Annotated in this window: 21 protein-coding genes; 11 read left to right on the top strand and 10 right to left on the bottom strand. The window is 61.0% G+C overall.

The features are described from left to right. Nucleotides 1-47: 47 nt before the first annotated feature. Nucleotides 48-1,352 (bottom strand): serine hydroxymethyltransferase, encoded by a 1,305-nt coding sequence (gene glyA / locus H9627_RS10895; RefSeq protein ID WP_191734071.1) that lies wholly within the window; start codon nucleotides 1,350-1,352, stop codon nucleotides 48-50. 225 nt (nucleotides 1,353-1,577) lie between these two features. On the opposite strand from glyA, the gene coaA reads away from it, so the two are divergent. Further along, nucleotides 1,578-2,564 (top strand): type I pantothenate kinase, encoded by a 987-nt coding sequence (coaA, locus tag H9627_RS10890; RefSeq protein ID WP_191734070.1) that lies wholly within the window; start codon nucleotides 1,578-1,580, stop codon nucleotides 2,562-2,564. Between the two features lie 39 nt (nucleotides 2,565-2,603). On the opposite strand, the gene H9627_RS10885 is transcribed toward coaA, so the two are convergent. The 5 genes from H9627_RS10885 to mca form a co-directional block, all read right to left on the bottom strand. Then, nucleotides 2,604-3,122: a flavodoxin domain-containing protein gene (locus H9627_RS10885; RefSeq protein ID WP_191734069.1), complete on the bottom strand. Its 519-nt coding sequence runs from the start codon at nucleotides 3,120-3,122 to the stop codon at nucleotides 2,604-2,606. Nucleotides 3,123-3,148: 26 nt separating this feature from the next. Next, nucleotides 3,149-3,919 (bottom strand): isoprenyl transferase, encoded by a 771-nt coding sequence (locus tag H9627_RS10880; protein ID WP_191734068.1) that lies wholly within the window; start codon nucleotides 3,917-3,919, stop codon nucleotides 3,149-3,151. 219 nt (nucleotides 3,920-4,138) lie between these two features. Next, entirely contained in the window at nucleotides 4,139-5,233 is a 1,095-nt protein-coding gene (locus tag H9627_RS10875; protein ID WP_191734067.1) for a 3-deoxy-7-phosphoheptulonate synthase, read from the bottom strand. A gap of 238 nt (nucleotides 5,234-5,471) precedes the next feature. Then, the gene (locus H9627_RS10870) at nucleotides 5,472-5,792 is read right to left on the bottom strand and encodes a hypothetical protein (protein ID WP_191734066.1); all 321 of its coding nucleotides are present in this window, start codon (nucleotides 5,790-5,792) and stop codon (nucleotides 5,472-5,474) included. Between the two features lie 56 nt (nucleotides 5,793-5,848). Further along, nucleotides 5,849-6,724: a mycothiol conjugate amidase Mca gene (gene mca, locus H9627_RS10865; protein WP_191734065.1), complete on the bottom strand. Its 876-nt coding sequence runs from the start codon at nucleotides 6,722-6,724 to the stop codon at nucleotides 5,849-5,851. 230 nt (nucleotides 6,725-6,954) lie between these two features. On the opposite strand from mca, the gene H9627_RS10860 reads away from it, so the two are divergent. The 3 genes from H9627_RS10860 (at nucleotide 6,955) to H9627_RS10850 (ending at nucleotide 8,632) form a co-directional block, all read left to right on the top strand. Then, nucleotides 6,955-7,440, top strand: a complete 486-nt coding sequence (locus H9627_RS10860; RefSeq protein ID WP_191734064.1) for a DUF4307 domain-containing protein — start codon at nucleotides 6,955-6,957, stop codon at nucleotides 7,438-7,440. A gap of 175 nt (nucleotides 7,441-7,615) precedes the next feature. Next, nucleotides 7,616-8,140: a transcription elongation factor GreA gene (gene greA / locus H9627_RS10855; RefSeq protein WP_191734063.1), complete on the top strand. Its 525-nt coding sequence runs from the start codon at nucleotides 7,616-7,618 to the stop codon at nucleotides 8,138-8,140. 15 nt (nucleotides 8,141-8,155) lie between these two features. Continuing rightward, on the top strand, nucleotides 8,156-8,632 hold the full coding sequence (locus tag H9627_RS10850) for a hypothetical protein (RefSeq protein ID WP_191734062.1): 477 nt from the start codon (nucleotides 8,156-8,158) through the stop codon (nucleotides 8,630-8,632). A 94-nt stretch (nucleotides 8,633-8,726) separates the two neighbouring features. Here H9627_RS10850 and H9627_RS10845 read toward each other — a convergent pair whose 3' ends face one another. From H9627_RS10845 to H9627_RS10830, 4 genes are all read right to left on the bottom strand, one after another. Continuing rightward, the gene (locus tag H9627_RS10845; RefSeq protein WP_191734061.1) at nucleotides 8,727-9,545 is read right to left on the bottom strand and encodes a Bax inhibitor-1/YccA family protein; all 819 of its coding nucleotides are present in this window, start codon (nucleotides 9,543-9,545) and stop codon (nucleotides 8,727-8,729) included. A gap of 108 nt (nucleotides 9,546-9,653) precedes the next feature. Beyond that, the gene (locus H9627_RS10840; RefSeq protein WP_191734060.1) at nucleotides 9,654-10,652 is read right to left on the bottom strand and encodes a helix-turn-helix transcriptional regulator; all 999 of its coding nucleotides are present in this window, start codon (nucleotides 10,650-10,652) and stop codon (nucleotides 9,654-9,656) included. Between the two features lie 247 nt (nucleotides 10,653-10,899). Then, nucleotides 10,900-12,111 (bottom strand): tyrosine-type recombinase/integrase, encoded by a 1,212-nt coding sequence (locus H9627_RS10835; RefSeq protein ID WP_191734059.1) that lies wholly within the window; start codon nucleotides 12,109-12,111, stop codon nucleotides 10,900-10,902. After that, on the bottom strand, nucleotides 12,098-12,706 hold the full coding sequence (locus H9627_RS10830; protein ID WP_191734058.1) for a helix-turn-helix transcriptional regulator: 609 nt from the start codon (nucleotides 12,704-12,706) through the stop codon (nucleotides 12,098-12,100). Before H9627_RS10830 ends, H9627_RS10835 begins: the two co-directional genes overlap by 14 nt. A 148-nt stretch (nucleotides 12,707-12,854) precedes the next feature. Between H9627_RS10830 and H9627_RS10825 the strand changes: the two genes are divergently transcribed. The 7 genes from H9627_RS10825 to H9627_RS10795 all read left to right on the top strand — a co-directional run. Then, a complete protein-coding gene (locus tag H9627_RS10825; protein WP_191734057.1) occupies nucleotides 12,855-13,067 on the top strand; it encodes a helix-turn-helix transcriptional regulator in 213 nt (70 codons plus the stop codon). Between the two features lies 1 nt (nucleotide 13,068). Beyond that, nucleotides 13,069-13,329 (top strand): hypothetical protein, encoded by a 261-nt coding sequence (locus tag H9627_RS10820; RefSeq protein ID WP_191734056.1) that lies wholly within the window; start codon nucleotides 13,069-13,071, stop codon nucleotides 13,327-13,329. Nucleotides 13,330-13,334: 5 nt separating this feature from the next. Continuing rightward, nucleotides 13,335-13,910 carry a hypothetical protein gene (locus tag H9627_RS10815; RefSeq protein WP_191734055.1) on the top strand — a complete coding sequence of 192 codons (576 nt, stop codon included), beginning with the start codon at nucleotides 13,335-13,337 and terminating at the stop codon, nucleotides 13,908-13,910. A gap of 9 nt (nucleotides 13,911-13,919) precedes the next feature. Beyond that, on the top strand, nucleotides 13,920-14,189 hold the full coding sequence (locus H9627_RS10810; protein ID WP_191734054.1) for a hypothetical protein: 270 nt from the start codon (nucleotides 13,920-13,922) through the stop codon (nucleotides 14,187-14,189). Nucleotides 14,190-14,191: 2 nt separating this feature from the next. Next, complete coding sequence (locus H9627_RS10805; RefSeq protein ID WP_191734053.1) at nucleotides 14,192-14,461, top strand: hypothetical protein; 270 nt, start codon at nucleotides 14,192-14,194, stop codon at nucleotides 14,459-14,461. 2 nt (nucleotides 14,462-14,463) lie between these two features. Further along, the gene (locus H9627_RS10800) at nucleotides 14,464-14,925 is read left to right on the top strand and encodes a hypothetical protein (protein ID WP_191734052.1); all 462 of its coding nucleotides are present in this window, start codon (nucleotides 14,464-14,466) and stop codon (nucleotides 14,923-14,925) included. Between the two features lie 255 nt (nucleotides 14,926-15,180). Then, on the top strand, nucleotides 15,181-16,163 hold a 983-nt coding region (locus H9627_RS10795), incomplete at its 3' end, for an AAA family ATPase (protein WP_191734051.1).

The raw sequence follows: 16,163 nt of genomic DNA, 5'->3' as shown, positions 1-16,163 counted from the left end.
GCCGGGAACATCCGGCGATGCCTTCTCAACACGGCAGAGGGGACAGACTAGACGATGGTCCAGTCCTCAAGACCCTCGTACAGCGGGTACTGCTCAGCCAGCTTGGTCACGCGGGCCTGCAGGGACTCCAGATCCGCGGACTTGCCCTGTGCCAGGGCGGTACCGATGATGTCGGCGACCTCGGTGAAGGCGGCGGCATCGAAACCACGGGTGGCCAGCGCCGGGGTGCCGATACGCAGCCCGGAGGTGACCATCGGCGGACGCGGGTCGAAGGGAACCGCGTTGCGGTTGACGGTGATGCCAACCTCGTGCAGGAGATCCTCGGCCTGCTGGCCGTCCATCTCGGAGTTGCGCAGATCAGCCAGCACCAGGTGCACATCGGTGCCACCGGTGAGGACATCAATGCCCGCGGCCTTGGCATCGGAGGCGGTGAGACGCTCCGCGAGGATGCGGGCACCCTCGATGGTGCGGGCCTGACGCTCGGCGAACTGCTCGGTGCCGGCGATCTTCAGGGCGGTGGCCTTGGCGGCGATCGCATGCATGAGCGGACCACCCTGCTGACCCGGGAAGACCGAGGAGTTCAGCTTCTTGGCGTACTCCTGCTTGGCCAGGATGATGCCGGAACGGGGGCCACCCAGGGTCTTGTGGACCGTGGAGGACACCACATCGGCGTACGGAACCGGGCTGGGGTGCAGACCGGCAGCAACCAGGCCAGCGAAGTGGGCCATATCCACCCAGAGGGTGGCTCCGACCTCATCGGCGATCTCGCGGAAGGCCGCGAAATCCAGGTGACGCGGGTAGGCGGACCAACCGGCGATGATCACCTTCGGCTGCTCCTTGATTGCCTGCTCACGAACCTGATCCATGTCAACGAGCATGGTGTCGGGGTCCACGCCGTAGGCGGCGACATCGTAGAGCTTGCCGGAGAAGTTCAGTTTCATGCCGTGGGTCAGGTGACCACCGTGGGCCAGGGACAGACCCATGATCTTGTCACCCGGCTCGGCCAGGGTCATCAGGACCGCGGCGTTGGCCTGGGCACCGGAGTGCGGCTGGACATTGGCGAACTCGGCATCGAACAGGGCCTTGGCACGGTCACGGGCCAGGTCCTCGATGATGTCGACCTGCTCGCAACCACCGTAGTAACGGCGGCCGGGGTAACCCTCTGCATATTTGTTGGTGAGAACGGAACCCTGGGCCTGCAGAACAGAACGGGGCACGAAGTTCTCGGAGGCGATCATCTCAAGGGTGTCGCGCTGTCGGCTGAGCTCGCCAGCGATGGCCTGGGCCACCTCCGGATCGATCTCGCTCAGTGGCTGGTAACGGACATCATCCGCATGGTGGGCATCGGTCATCAGGTCAGCTAACCTTTCACAAGACGAATCCCGCGTGTAAGACCTCACGCGCGGGACAGGTACAAATTCAGCATAGCCCCCCACCCCCCAGATGAGAAAGTGTGGGGGCTGGGTTAATTCCCCTGCACTCCGCGGGTGTGCGGCGGGGCCCACATTCCCTCGTCTGTTGCCCCAATCACAACCCCGACGGCACGGTGTCGTGGGTCAGGGGGCACAATAGGACCTATGGCAGCTCCACTCAATGCTCAGACCCGTGCACCCCAGGCAACCGGTCGCGCCCCGGATTTCAGTCCGTACCTCGACTTCGACCGTGCCCAGTGGCGGGAACTGCGTAAATCCATGCCCCAAGTCCTCACCGAGGAGGAGGTCGTGGCGCTGCGCGGATTGGGCGAGAACATCGACCTGGATGAGGTCGCCGAGGTCTACCTGCCGCTGTCGCGTCTGATCCACCTGCAGGTCAATGCCCGCCAGGAACTGACCGTGGCCACGGAGACCTTCCTGGGTACCTCCTCCGCGCGCATGTTCCCCGGCGCCCATGTGCCGTTTGTCATCGGTGTCGCCGGTTCGGTGGCGGTGGGTAAATCAACCACCGCGCGTCTGCTCCAGGTGCTGCTGCAACGCTGGAGTTCCCACCCGCGGGTGGATCTGGTGACCACCGACGGTTTCCTCTACCCCGGTGAGGAACTGAAACGCCGCGGCATCATGAACCGCAAGGGTTTCCCCGAGAGCTACGACCAGCGGGCCCTGCTGCGTTTCGTCACCGATGTGAAATCAGGCAAGTTCAATGTGCGGGCACCGGTGTACTCGCACACCGCCTATGACCGCGTGCCCGGCAAGTACATCACGGTGGATCAACCCGACATCCTCATCGTCGAGGGACTGAACGTGCTGCAGACCGGCCCCACCCTCATGGTCAGTGACCTGTTCGATTTCAGCGTGTACGTCGACGCCCGCACCGAGGACATCGAGCGCTGGTACATCGAGCGTTTCCTCCAGCTGCGTGACACCGCCTTCCGCCACCCCGACGCACACTTCCGGCACTACGCCGACATCGGCGATGAGAAGGCCGCCGCCGTGGCCCGCGAGATCTGGCAGTCCATCAACCTGCCCAACCTGGTGGAGAACATCCTGCCCACCCGGGTGCGCGCCTCCCTGGTCCTGCGCAAGAGCGCCGACCACCTCGTCGAGCGAGTGCGGATGCGTAAACTCTAGAACGCTGCTTGTCGACGAACCGACCCGCCCGCCGGTTATTCAGCCGTTCGCCCAGGTGACGACCTCATCCAGACGGGTAGGATCAACCCGGTCCACGTCGGTGTCGAAGGTCTCGATCATCATCTTGTCATTGGCGTTTTTCATCGGCTTGGCCTTGAGCATGTTGACCACGGTCCACATGGTGGTGCGGTGCGCGCCGGACAGCTCGGAGTAATTCAGGCGACCCGGAAGGTAGAAACGGGTGACGCGGTCGACCTTGTTGCCCAGCGCCCGGGCGGAACCGTCCTTCTTCACCGCGATATCATCCAGGGTCATGCCGACGGTGCACAGCGCCACGCGACGATCCCCCAGGTCGGTATCGGTGATGAATTTCGCGCCCGCATTCATCGGGCCGTGGACCGGGCTCAACACGATCAGGGGTGCCTGCGGGTCAGCGGATAGACGCGCCTGTGCCTCATTGAGCGGCACCGCCTCCACACCGCAGCGCGTGGCCAGTTCGTTCGCGTACTGCCGGGTGGATCCGTAGACGGATTCAAACGCAACAATCGGCTGGGACATTGCTCTCCTTTATAAGAAGCGGGTGACTATTTTCCGAACCGCCTGCTGCGCTGCGAATAGTCACGCAGTGCCCGGAGGAAGTCGATCCTGCGGAATGCAGGCCAGTAGGTATCAGTGAACCAGATCTCCGAGTAGGCAGACTGCCACAGCATGAACCCGGACAGTCGCTGCTCACCGGAGGTGCGGATCACCAGATCCGGATCCGGCTGCCCGGAGGTGTACAGGTGGGTCGAGATGGCCTGGGCATCCACCGACTCAATGACCTCATCGAGGGTCTTGCCCTCATCGCGGGCGGAGGTGAGCAGATCACGCACCGCGTCGACGATCTCCTGGCGCCCGCCGTACCCGACCGCGATGTTCACGGCCACGCCGGTGTGATCCACGGTTTCGCATACGGTTCCGCGCAGGCGTTCGGCGAACTCTTTGGGCAGCAGATCCAGGTGGCCGACCAGCCGCACCCGGCAGTTGGTCTCCGGCAGGGAGAGCTCGGCGACGACATCACCGATGATGTCATAGAGCAGCTGCAGTTCAGCCTCATCCCGGCCGAGGTTCTCCGTGGACAGGAGGTAGACAGTGACCAGATCCACATCCACGTCATCGCACCAGCGGACCAGCTCCCCGATCTTCTTGGCACCCACACGGTGTCCGTGGCTCAGATCAACGAAACCGGCCTCCCTGGCCCAGCGGCGGTTGCCATCACACATGATCGCGACGTGCCCAGGCTGCTTCGCGCCGTTGAGCTCCTTGAGGAGCCGGCGTTCATAGAGGGGATAGAGCAGTCTGGGCAGGTTCAACACGTTTAACAGTGTAGTCCCCGCCACCGGGATGTCGCGCACCCCCGCGCCGTGATTCCTGTCTGGGGGTTGTGCGACTATTGCTACACAGTCCGGGCCGGCGGCTGGGGGTGTGTCGAAAAAGTCTCATGTCCGCCCCCGGTTGCGTTCGACTATTCCACCACAGGCCAGGCTGTGGGGCCCCGGTGTGTCGGAAAAATCGAACTGCGTATCTCCCTGGGCTCAGGCCTCCCGGCGGGTACGGACCGCGGCGGCGAGCTCACCGAGCAGATCGACGGTGGTGTCGATGTCGATGCACTTGTCGGTGACGGACTGACCGTAGACCAGACCCTCACCGCCGTTGATCTTCAGCTTGGCCGGATCCAGGTTCTGGGCCCCACCGACGAGGAAGGATTCGATCATGATGCCGGCGATAGCCTCATCACCGGCGGTGATCTGCTCGGCGATCTCACGGACCACACCCACCTGGCGGACATGATCCTTGCCCGAGTTGGCGTGGGAGGCATCGATCATGAGGCGTGCGCTCTCCCTCAGCTTCTCCACGGTCTGCGCGACGGAGGCCGGATCGTGGTTCGGCCCGGCGGTGCCACCACGGAGGATGATGTGGCTGTTGGAGTTACCGGCGGTCTGCACCACGGAGGGGGCGCCGTGGTCGGAGGTGCCGAAGAAGAAGTGTGGGTTCCGGGCGGATTCCACCGCGTCGATGGCCACCTGGACATTGCCGTCGGTGCCGTTCTTGAAACCGATGGGCATGGACATCCCGGAGGCGAGCTGGCGGTGGACCTGGGATTCGGTGGTGCGGGCACCGATGGCGCCCCAGGCCACGGCGTCGGCGTAGTACTGCGGGCTGTTGGGTTCGAGGAATTCGCAGCCGACGGGCAGATCGAGGTTCACCACGTCGATAAGCACCTTGCGCGCCAGGCGCAGTCCCTCGGCGATGTCGTAGGTCTCGTTGAGGTGCGGATCATTGATCAGGCCCTTCCATCCGACCGTGGTGCGTGGCTTCTCGAAGTAGACGCGCATGACGATCTTCAGGTCCTTGTCCAGACGCTTGGCCAGGGGTGCCAGACGGTTGGCGTAGTCGATCGCGGCCTCCGGGTCATGGACCGAACACGGACCGACGACGACCACGAGGCGGTCATCATCGCCGGCGAAGATATCGGCGATCTCCTGGCGGTCACGCTCGACCTTCTCCGCCTGGCGGGGGCTTAAGGGATTGTCGGCGATCAGTTCAGCCGGGCTGGGCAGCTCATGGAAGGCAACCACCCGTTTGTTGCTGGTGGATGCCGGATTGGGGAGGGACACTGGGGCGCTCATGGTGCTGGGATCTGCCTTTCGGGCGGTGATATCGGTGGATAACCGTTTATGGGGGAAATCATGTGGGGAAACAAAAAAGCAGCCCCTCGACCCTTGCGGGGAGGTGCTGCTCGGCTCCGGTTCTGTTCGCGTTCTAGCTAGGCACGATCAACGGCCAGCTGACGCGGGAAGACCCCGGAGCCGGTCGGAAAATAAAATCGTGCTGCGAACATGAGGAAGACTTTAACACATTTCCTATCTAGAGGAAGCCCTTCTTGGATTTATCATTCAGGCCGACCTCAGCCATGGCCTTCTGAATGCCCTCGATATCGAAGGGATCCAGGCCGTTGCGCTCGGCGAAGATCCGGCGGCGGTTCATCCGTGACCAGCGTCGGTGGAACATCCAACCGAGGGTGAGGATGGCCGCACCCATCAACGCCAGGATGAGCAGACCGATCGGTGAAGCCTTACCGAACTCCGGGCCGAGGGGGCCACCACTCTGCTGCTGGGCAAGGATGAAGAAAGTCGTGTCGTTGTACACGCTGGCTGCGGTAGTCAACACGGGGCTGATGTCAATCACGCCTGAGCGTCCTTCCTGAAGGAACTGATCCATTAATGGATTCAGAGGGGTTTCAACTAGTCCGCATCCGGGTTGATACCGGCGAACAGGTCATCTTCCGGAATGGCGGTCCTGACCCGTGTCTGGGCCAGTTCGAATTCCTCTGTAGGCCATAGCCTACGCTGCACCTCCACCGGAGTTCCAAAAAATGCCCCGGCGGGATCGATCTGGGTGGCGTGGGCGCGCAGCGCATCATCACGGTGCTCAAAGTACGCATCGCAGGTGACCTGGGTGGTCACGCGCGCCATGATGTCGGCCTTGTTCTTCTCCCACCGCTCGATCATCGGTGCGTAGGGGCTCGGCTGGCCCATGGACACGAGCCGCTCGTGGAACAGCTCCATCCGCTGGCGAATGAAACCGTGGGAGTAGTAGAGCTTCAACGGGGTCCACGCCTCGCCCAGTTCGGGTGCGTAGGACTCGTCGCCGGAGCGATCCCAGGCCAGTATGGACACCTCATGGACCTTGAGGTGATCCGGGTGCGGGTAGCCACCGTTCTCGTCGTAGGTGATGATCACATGCGGGCGGAACTCGCGGAGGATCTCCACCAGGTCGCGGACGATCACCTCATTGTCCTCGAGTGCGAAACAGCCCTCCGGCAGTGGTGGCAGTGGATCACCCTGGGGCAGACCCGAGTCGGCGTACCCCAACCAGCGGTGTTCGGTGCCGAGGACCTCCATGGCCTTCGCCATCTCCTCACGGCGGATGGCCGGGATGTTCTCCAGAACACCGGGCTTTTCCATCGCGGGGTTGAGGATGTCACCGCGTTCACCACCGGTGCAGGTGACCACCATGACCCGGTTGCCCTCAGCGACATAGCGGGCCATGGTGGCGGCGCCCTTGCTGGACTCGTCGTCGGGGTGGGCGTGGATCGCCAACAGGCGCAGACCACTCACGTGTATTCATCCTTTCCTTGAGGTTTTCCCGGAACCTGGGATGGCTGGACGGAAAACCTCATGAAATATTTTGTTGATACGTATCCAGTCAATGATAGACGTAACCGCGTCGACCCCGGTTATCGCTTTGGACAACTGTGACTAAGATGTTGAGATGTCTATTCATACGTCCCGCCACGGCTGGGCGGTATGTCCCCGAACGGCTGTTTAGGATGTCGACGAATTCCGCTATGAGCAACAACCCCAACTCCTCCCCCAACGTCCCCGGCACCCCGGAAATTCCTGACGTCACGCAGCGTCCGTCCTCACGGTACCGGGGGAACCGGGAGACCATGGCCACCAACAACTGGTCCGGCAAGGTCATCGCGGTGTTGGCGGTGGTCATCGTCGTAGCCCTGGTCATCGCGCTGGTGCAGTTCATGCAGCGTCGGGAGGCGCAGACGGTGACCGGCACCATGGGTGCCTTTGAGCGTATCGACGACTCGACCTTCCAGATGAATGTGGATGTCACCCGCGAGAACCCCGAGTTGCCCACCTACTGCATTGTGACCGCGTTGGATTACTCCCATGCTGAGGTTGGTCGCCGGGAGATCCTGGTGGAGCCGAGCACCGAGTCCGTTGTGCGCATCACCACGCAGATCCCCACCAGGGAGCCTGCGGTCTCCGGTGGGGTCTATGGTTGTTCCACCACCATCCCCTCGCATATGAACCTGTAATTCGCGGGGGTCGGGCTGTGCTAAAATCACACCCAGAAAACGTACGTTGACATCGCTGGTCGACTTCCACGCGCGCATATCTGAATGTTGGCCCCGGTTTTCCCGGGGCCTGTGTCATGTGCGCCGGGGGTTGACCCGGTGGGACATCTCTACAGTTCCCGGGAGGGTTATAACCATGGCAAGTGCAGATAAGCAGTACATCACGCCTGAAATGAAGGCCAAGCTGGAGGAGGAGCTCAACACCCTCATCGCCCGTCGCCCGATTGTCGCCGCGGAGATCAACGAACGTCGTGAAGAGGGCGACCTCAAGGAGAACGCCGGCTACGACGCGGCCCGCGAGATGCAGGACCAGGAGGAGGCCCGCATCAAGCAGATCTCCGAGGTGCTGGCGAACGCCACCACCGAGCGTGAGGGCATCGTCGAGGGTGTGGCCAACGTCGGTTCCGTTGTCCACGTCTACTACGACGGCGATCAGTCCGACAAGGAGACCTTCCTGATCGGCACCCGTGCCGCCGCGACGGACAACCCCGATCTGGAGACCTACTCCGAGCAGTCCCCGCTCGGTGCAGCCATCCTGGGTGCACACGAGGGTGAAACCCGTGAGTACACTACTCCCAATGGCTCCGCTGTATCAGTTACGATTGTTTCCGCTGAGCCATACAATTCTGAGAAGGCCGCGACCCCGCGCGGCGAGAACTAAGGATTTTGATCTTTGATGACTTCCCTTTCCCGAAAGCTCCTGATCACCGGTGTCACCGCTGCTGCGGCTCTGGCCATCACCGCGTGTACCCCTCCGAACGAGAATGATTCCGATGCGAAGGTCGACACCGCCACCGGCGTAGCCGCCCCGACCACGGAAACCTCCGCCCGGACGACCACCACCGCGGGCACCACCACCGCGATTGCCAGTGCCGAGCTGCCCGGTTACATCGACTGCGTCGCGGCTCCCACCCGCGAGCCGCAGGTGATCTCCCTGAACTGTGCTGACAACAGTGATCAGCTCACCGCGATCGAGTGGGTGTCCTGGGATGAGGACGGTGCCACCGGCACCGGCACCCGTATCGTCACCGCCACCGTCGGTGATGAGGAAGTCATCGAGGACGTCGACGTGGAACTCTCCGCCGTGACCGAGACCTCCCAGGGCCTGGTTTTCTCCCAGGTTGAGGTTGACGGTCAGGTCGTCGCCCTGTAATACACAGGTCGCACCAGACAGACACAGAGCTCCGGCCCGCTCCCTTGATCACAGGGGGCGGGCCGGAGCTTTTCTTGCGCTTGAGACGCGTGAGCTAGCGGTTGGTGAAGTAGCTCAGCAGGCGCAGGATCTCGGTGTAGAGCCAGACCAGGGTGACGGCCAGGCCGAGGGCCACGCCCCAGGCCATGCGGGCGGGAACGCCCTCACGGACCATCTTGTCGGCTGCGTCGAAGTCGGTGAGGAAGCTGAACGCCGCCAGGCCGATGCAGAACAGGGAGAAGACGATGGCGAGGATGCCGCCATCACGCAGCGGGCTGCCGAAGCCGAACAGCGACATGACGAGGTTGCCCAGCACCAGGACGAGCACACCGAAGATCATGCCGGTCATGATGCGGTTGAACTTCGGGGTGACCTTGATGGCGCCGGTCTTGTAGACGAACAACATGCCGAAGAACACGCCGATGGTGCCGAGAACGGCCTGGCCGATAAGGGCACCGGCGCCGTCGTAACCCTGCAGGAATCCGGAGAACAGCAGGGAGATACCACCGACGAACAAACCCTCAAAGGCCGCATAGGTGATGGTCACTGGTGCGGAGCCATACTTCTTGCCGAAGGTGGCCACCAGCACGGTGATGAAACCACCGATGGCGCCGATGATGGTCAGGATCATCGCCATGCCCGGGTTCACCAGGGAGACGCCGAAGGTCAAGACAGCGAAGACAACAATGATCGCGAGCGTGATGCCGGTCTTGGTGATCACATCATCGACCGTCATGGGACGCTCAGTCTGCTGGGGGGCGTTGTACTGGGTCTGGTACTGCCCGCCGAACTGATCATAACCGGCGTAGGAGTTCTGGCCGTGGCTCCGTTGGGTGTCGGTCAGTGAACTGAAAACGGGATTGCTGCTGCGCAAGAGGTTCCCCGATCCTTTCGTTGATTTTTCTACTACTACTGCTAAGACAACGAAAGTTTATCGGTTTTTGTTCCCGTTACCACCCGAGTAATCCATAGGGGTGGAGGGTCAGAGCGGGAGTGGCGCCGGGGCGGGCAGCAGTTCCCCGCTGAGGTGCGCCCACCGGGATTCCTCGACGAGTGTCAGTCCCGTGGAGAGCTCCTGATTGCGCAGGGTGGCCACCTCCTGCAGGCTCATGCCCCGCTCCCCCACGCCGATGGGCACCGGGATGGCGATGGATCCTGCTGCCACGTCGATGCGGGTGTGGGTGCCCGCGGGGATGGTGGCCATGTCGCCCTGGGTGAGGAACCGGCAGTAACCGGGGGTGGTGACGGTGGCGGCGCCGGTGTAGATCCACAGTTGCTGGTCGCGTGTGGCCTCGGCGAAGGTGGTGCGCGAGGGGATCGCCGCCGGGGTGCCCGTCACGCCCATGCCGATCGCCCCGGTGGTGAAGGCGGATGGGGTGGTGCCGGTGTGGCGTCGAAAAGCTCGGGTCAGGCTGCTGGTGGCCGAGAATCCGACCAGGTTGGCCACCACCGCGATGCTGAAGTCGTGCGCCAGGAGGCTGGTGGCGACGCACACGCGCTGCGCCGCACGCCACTCGCTGAAGGAATACCCCGTGGAGCTCAGGAACTGGCGTTGGAGGGTGCGTGCCGACACGCCCCGCTGCGCGGCGAACTCCTCGAGGCTGGTCTGGTCGGCGGGGTTGGCCGCCAGCGCCTGCGCCACCGCCCGGGCGTGCCTGGGGGCGGGCAGGGGTGGGGTGGGCACGCGGTCCTCAAAGAGCTTTGCGACGTCCCCGCTCACCCCATCCTCCCCGAACAGCGAACGGGAATACTCATGGACCATGCGCTCATCCCACGACCGCCCCAGGTGAATGCGCCGTGCCGGGCCATCAATGCCGATGCTGCGGAAACGCAGATCCAGGATCAGACCCGATCCGGTGTCCGACCAGAAGGCACCCTCGGGTGCATACAGCAGGTCCCCGGCCACCAGCGTGAAGGTCTGCTCTCCGAGACACACATTCACCACACCGGAATGGCACCACAACAGGCACGCATTGTTCATCAGCGACTCACTTTCTCCCGAACCGTCAGCATCCCCAGATTAGGTAACGCTAACCTTAAAAGATCAATGCCAGCGATACTACGTCCCACCTCACCCCTCACGCAACAGTGTGATTCACCGCTCCCCCGGGGAATGCGAAAAGTCCCGAGACAAGGGATGTCTCAGGACTTCACTACTGTGCCCCCAGTGGGACTCGAACCCACACTGAATTGGAGTAAGTTAGATCAAGCGTTCTAACTTTTTAGGATTAGCCATTCCCGTTATTGCTGGTAACGGAGTTATCTATTCCACCCTCACTGGATACTTCCGGTTGGCCTGTCGCATTATCTGGAGACTTTTTGGAGACCTTGAGCACCTGGTCAACGACTTCCCCGATAGGAACACCTCGCCGGTTGCGTTGGTAGTAGACCGTTTCCGTGAGCCGGCTGTCAGCATGACCGAGGACATCGGCGGCCTTATGTGGGCCCAGTTCATCGGCCACGACAGAGCCCAGAGTCTTTCGCAGGGAGTGGATAGTCACCCAGTTGAACCGCTCCCCCCTCGCTTCCCGGAGAAGTCGGTTGAGGTTGTTCTCCCACACGTATGTCCCGGAGCCGGAGGGGAACACCATCTCGAGATGTTCTCCAAACTTCCGGTGTCGTCGCTGGAGGATCTCGACGGCCACGGCTGGTAACTGGATTGGACGCCCCGCGGTGGTGGTCTTGCCCTCCTCTTGCCTGACGTGTCCGGTTTCCTTGGAGTAGGTCAAGGTGCCGGTGACTCGCATGATCGGGGGTTCATGCTCGAGGTCTACGTCTTCCCATCTCAAGGCCAGGACCTCCCCCGCTCGCAGGCCGGTGGCCAGGCAGAAATCCGTGACGTCGATGAGCAGTTCATCCTTGGATCTAGCAATTTGTTCACGGAAGGGTTGGATCTCCTCGACGGCCAGGGCGCGCACGTCTTTCGGCGCTACGGCCAGGGGCTCGATGACGGCCATGGGGTTGGCGGGGATGAGTCCGTAGCGGGTGGCCATGTTGAACGCACCGTTGAGGACACTTCGGGCATTGGAGGCTACTCCCTGGGTTTTCCCGTGCAACCACTGGTTGAGGAATGCCGGGGTCACCTCGTTGATCCGCATGTTGCCGAATGCAGGGATGATGTGGTTGTCGATGGCGTTTCGGTAGCGTTCCCGGGTCTGGGGGCGGATCTTGGTCTTGGTCTCGATCCAGTGCTCCATGAGGGCCGAGACGGGGCTTGTGGTAGTGAGGACTTCGGTGTCTGTCGCGCCGAGTCGTTCCGCGCACTTGGTTTTCAGGGCGTTGACGGCCGCGGTCTTGGACTTCCCCCGCGCCTGGAGGCGTACGGTGTCGCCGTTCCACAACCGTAAGCGCGTCTCCGCTTGATGTCGGCCGGTGGCTAGTTCCTTGGTGTTGATCTCGCCGTAGGAACCAAGCGGTGTAGCTGGTCTACCCCTTGCCATTCTCATCATCCAAGCGCGATTCCAGTGACGGGATTGACCAGTCCCCGCCATAGCCAGATGTTGACGGGCCTTTTTCAAGAACGCTCTCCTTCAACGTTCCTCCATGAACAAGAACTTCCCTCCATGCGTTAGAAGCTTCATTAAGTAGGGAGACAACTTTTTCTGCCATCATTTGGGCACGTTGCGCAGCTTCAAGCGGCACACAGTAGGCATTCCCAGTTGATAATTTGACACGCTCAGCAACGATTTCTAGATGGTTATCAATGGCGGTAATGGTGTGGTGAAAGTTCCCAACGACAGTGAGCCCACTAGCGAACGCTTGCTCCTGGAGCTGGGAGCCCCGATATTCCTCATTGTCCTCATCTGGCTTTACCAGAAGATCGAGACCAAGCCCCAAGATTTTCGCAATCGCGGCCGCTTCGGTTAATTCAATCCCCCTTTTGTTGTTCTCAATCTTCGCAATCGCAGACGGAGATATAAAGATTCCCTCCTCGGCTAATGCTTCGGATAATTCCGGCTGAGTGAGCTGTTTATTCTTGCGTGCCCGCTTCACACGCTCTGCGATTTGACCCTTCATTGCCTCAATGTTGCCCATATCGCAAGTGTTCCATATTTGCCATCTCCGCATTAAATAAATGTTGAAAATCGAACCATGTTGAATAGAGCTTGCCTTTCCGGCCATTCCCCCCTATGCTCAATATTGCGGAAATCAACCGCTATCCTATTTCGAAAGGTTCAATTAAATGACCCCTCTCCGTGCCACGGTCACTCTCCGTGAGGCTGCTGAGCTTATCGGCATTGGCGCTAGTACTGCCTACGATGCGGTCCGAAAAAATGAATTTCCTACTCCAGTCATCAAGATTGGGGGCCGCTACGTCGTCCCAATTAAGCCGTTGCTTGCGCTCCTCGGCCTGGAAGAACTTCCCATGCCCAACAACGACCCGCAGGTGGCATAACATGCCCAACCTCGACTTCACCGAAGTCCGACCAGCTACGCATTCCACCACCCCGGAGGAACGTCTCACCGCGCATCTCACCAAGGACCTGCGCCGACAGTTCCCCGACCGCGAGGATGTGCACTTTCATCTACTCGCCGCGGACATGGCCCAGAACTTCACCCGCATGGCCGCGATGTTCAACCTTGATGACTACGCCCTCACACTCAAGCGCCCCATCCTCACAGACCGCCAGCTCGAAAAGCTCGCAGACAGGAACTGATTCTCATGTCCAAGTATTCACCTACCGCCGCCCGTGATCTCCTCGAGAAAGAGAAGGACGGCATCACCCTGGAGGAATATCTCGTCTCAGCCATGGGTGAAGCACTTCTCGAGTTCACCGGAGATGACGACCTCGCAGTCGTGGCCCTGGCTGATGATCTTGTTCCCGGAGTCCTCGAAGACCTCGCCGGCCTGGACCTCAACAGGTACGAGGTGGAACCCCCGCACACCGCCGAGGACTCACTGACGTTCCTGGACCGGGAAGCCGTCGGACTGCTCGAAGCCGCCGACGAGGAGATCCACGGGGTATCCACCCTGTCGATGGTGGACACCCCCGACCTTCCAGAGCATGTCCAAGACGCCGTGTCGATGATCCACACCGCGATCAAGCTGATCCGCATGGAAGCCGGCCTGCATGGGGCACGGAACAAGGCCACCTACAGCACCGGGGCCCCGACCAGTGAGGTGCGACAGGAACCGGGACGGGAACCGCAGGATGACGGAACTACCCGCCTTGTGATGCATGACGTTCATTACGGCCTGTACCCCGACGGCCACCACAACCACCCCGCATTCCGATAGGAGCACCACATGATGAACACAACTCATACAGGTGACCAGCTCGCCCAGGGCCGTGAGGCGTGGCTCTACATGGCGAGGTACCAATCCCAGCACGGAGCGTTGCCGCCGAACTGGTCCGACTTTCTTGATCTCCCCCTTGAGGTCAAGAATCCCGAAACCGAAGAGGTTCACATCACCCTCATTCGTAATCTCACAGCCGCTGATATTCAGCATTGGGCCCAGAACTACGAAATCGAAACCACCGCCCAATACCTCGCAGACATCCAAGGAGACCAGTAATCATGGCTGCCAATGACAAGACCCCCGCTGAAAATCAGGCTGATCTTTTGAACTTTCGTCTCGAACTGATGCACGAAAACCTCATAGGTATTCAAGCGATTCTTCAAAGTTTCTTGGGGATCAAGGAACTTCTCGAGGCGATAGCTGATTCAAGTCTCGTATCGCTGAATGAGAAACAGCTCGATTATCTGAAGCTGGTCACCGAGAACCGGCACATCAAGGACAGTGTTGACGACCTCATTCAATCAATCAAGTCGGAAGGAAAGCAGTAATCATGACCATTCACAACGAGAAAACCCCCGTGACTGCGCCAACAGTCAACGAGGGAACCAAGAGCATTCCAGAGCGCTCGGTGACCACAGCTTACCTCGCCAAGCATGGCGACAACACCCGCCACACCTTCGGCACCTGGTCGGGGAAATCCATTCCGCAGGATGACCACATCACCATCATCATCTCGATGGAGGCCGCGCGGACCATGTTCGCCGATGGTCCCCAGTTGGTGGCACTGAACCCTGAGTGTGTCGCGGCTCAATCCGCAGCGGCCCGCAAAGTCCGGGAAGAAGAGGAACGTAGGGAGCGCGCCGAGCTGCGCCGGAGGATCGCTGACCGGATCACTGAAGAAGAAGGTTTCGAGGAACATCTCGCCCACCTCGACGCCCAAGCGACGGTGATCTATGACCAGATCGACAAGAAGGTTGATGCCGTCCTCGAAGAGATGGGGAAGAAGCCATGACCATGACTGAGTTCATCATCCATCTGGTGTTCTTCATCGGCCCCCTGGTCCTCGCCCTGGGGTGGCAACACCTCGCAGAACTCCCGATGAGGAGGTGGTCACATGCTGGTCACTGATCTTCTCGAAGAAGCTGACCGCATCCTCACCGAGGACGCCCAGGACCTCCTGGATAACTTGATTCTGCTTTAACCCACACGCCGGGGCGCGTTGACATGTGCCCCGGCGTTCACGATCACACACGAAAGGGGAATGGGGTTGAACACCCAGAATTCCTACCAACGCTTCATCCACGCCGCCGAGAGCGCCGGCCTGACCGTCAGGGAGACCACCCAGGGCAAACAAGCCAGTATCCAAACACCAGGACACTCACCACGTGATCTGGGAACATCGGCGACTTACAACCAGGACCGCACCTTGGTCTACTGCCACAACGGCGACGTCGATGACGTCCTGGCCGAACTAGGACTCACCCACCGGGATCTGTTTGACCATCCACGCGGGTCTGAATACCGCTACGACGACGGCCGGGTGGTGTTCCGCACCGTGGACAAGAAGTTCCGCCAAGACGGCAACAAACAAGGAACCGCCCTGTTCGGATTGTCCTCCCTTACCGCGCCGGGCCCGGTTTATATCGTGGAAGGCGAAAACGATCAGCTCACCGCCCAGAACGTCTGCGGTGTCGCCGCGGTCTCGCAGGCCGGTGGTGCCTCCAATGCCCCGGAAAAGGCCGACTGGTCCGTTCTCAAGGGCAGGGATGTCATCGTGGTCCAAGACGATGACGCACCGGGGGAAAAGCGCGCCAAGAAGGTTGTCGCTCACCTCCAGTCCCTGGCCGATATGCCGGCATCAATCACCATGGCGAAAGCCGCGGCCGGGAAGGATCTTTCCGATCACATCGCAGCGGGTAAGACCATCGAGGAACTTATTCCGGTAGGTGAGCCCATCGCCCGCCGACGAGTGCTGTTCAAGCCTGCAACTGAGTACACCATGCAGGCCGTGGTGTGGTTGATCGACCAGTGGTTGCCACGCTCGATGTTCTCCCTCCTGGCTGGACGTGAGGGGATCGGTAAATCCACCATCGCCGCGGATCTGTGTGCGAGGTGCACCCGTGGTGAGTACGGAGAGAAAATGAACGTGGTCTACCTCGCCTCCGAAGACTCCATTGAACAGGTAGTCAAGCCGCGCCTGGTTGCTGCTGGTGCTGACTTAAACCGGGTGTTCTTCCATGAGGTCACCAC

Origin of the sequence: Corynebacterium gallinarum (assembly GCF_014837045.1) — a bacterium.
Taxonomy (GTDB): Bacteria; Actinomycetota; Actinomycetes; order Mycobacteriales; family Mycobacteriaceae; genus Corynebacterium; species Corynebacterium gallinarum.
This window is presented reverse-complemented; position numbering and strand designations above follow the sequence as displayed.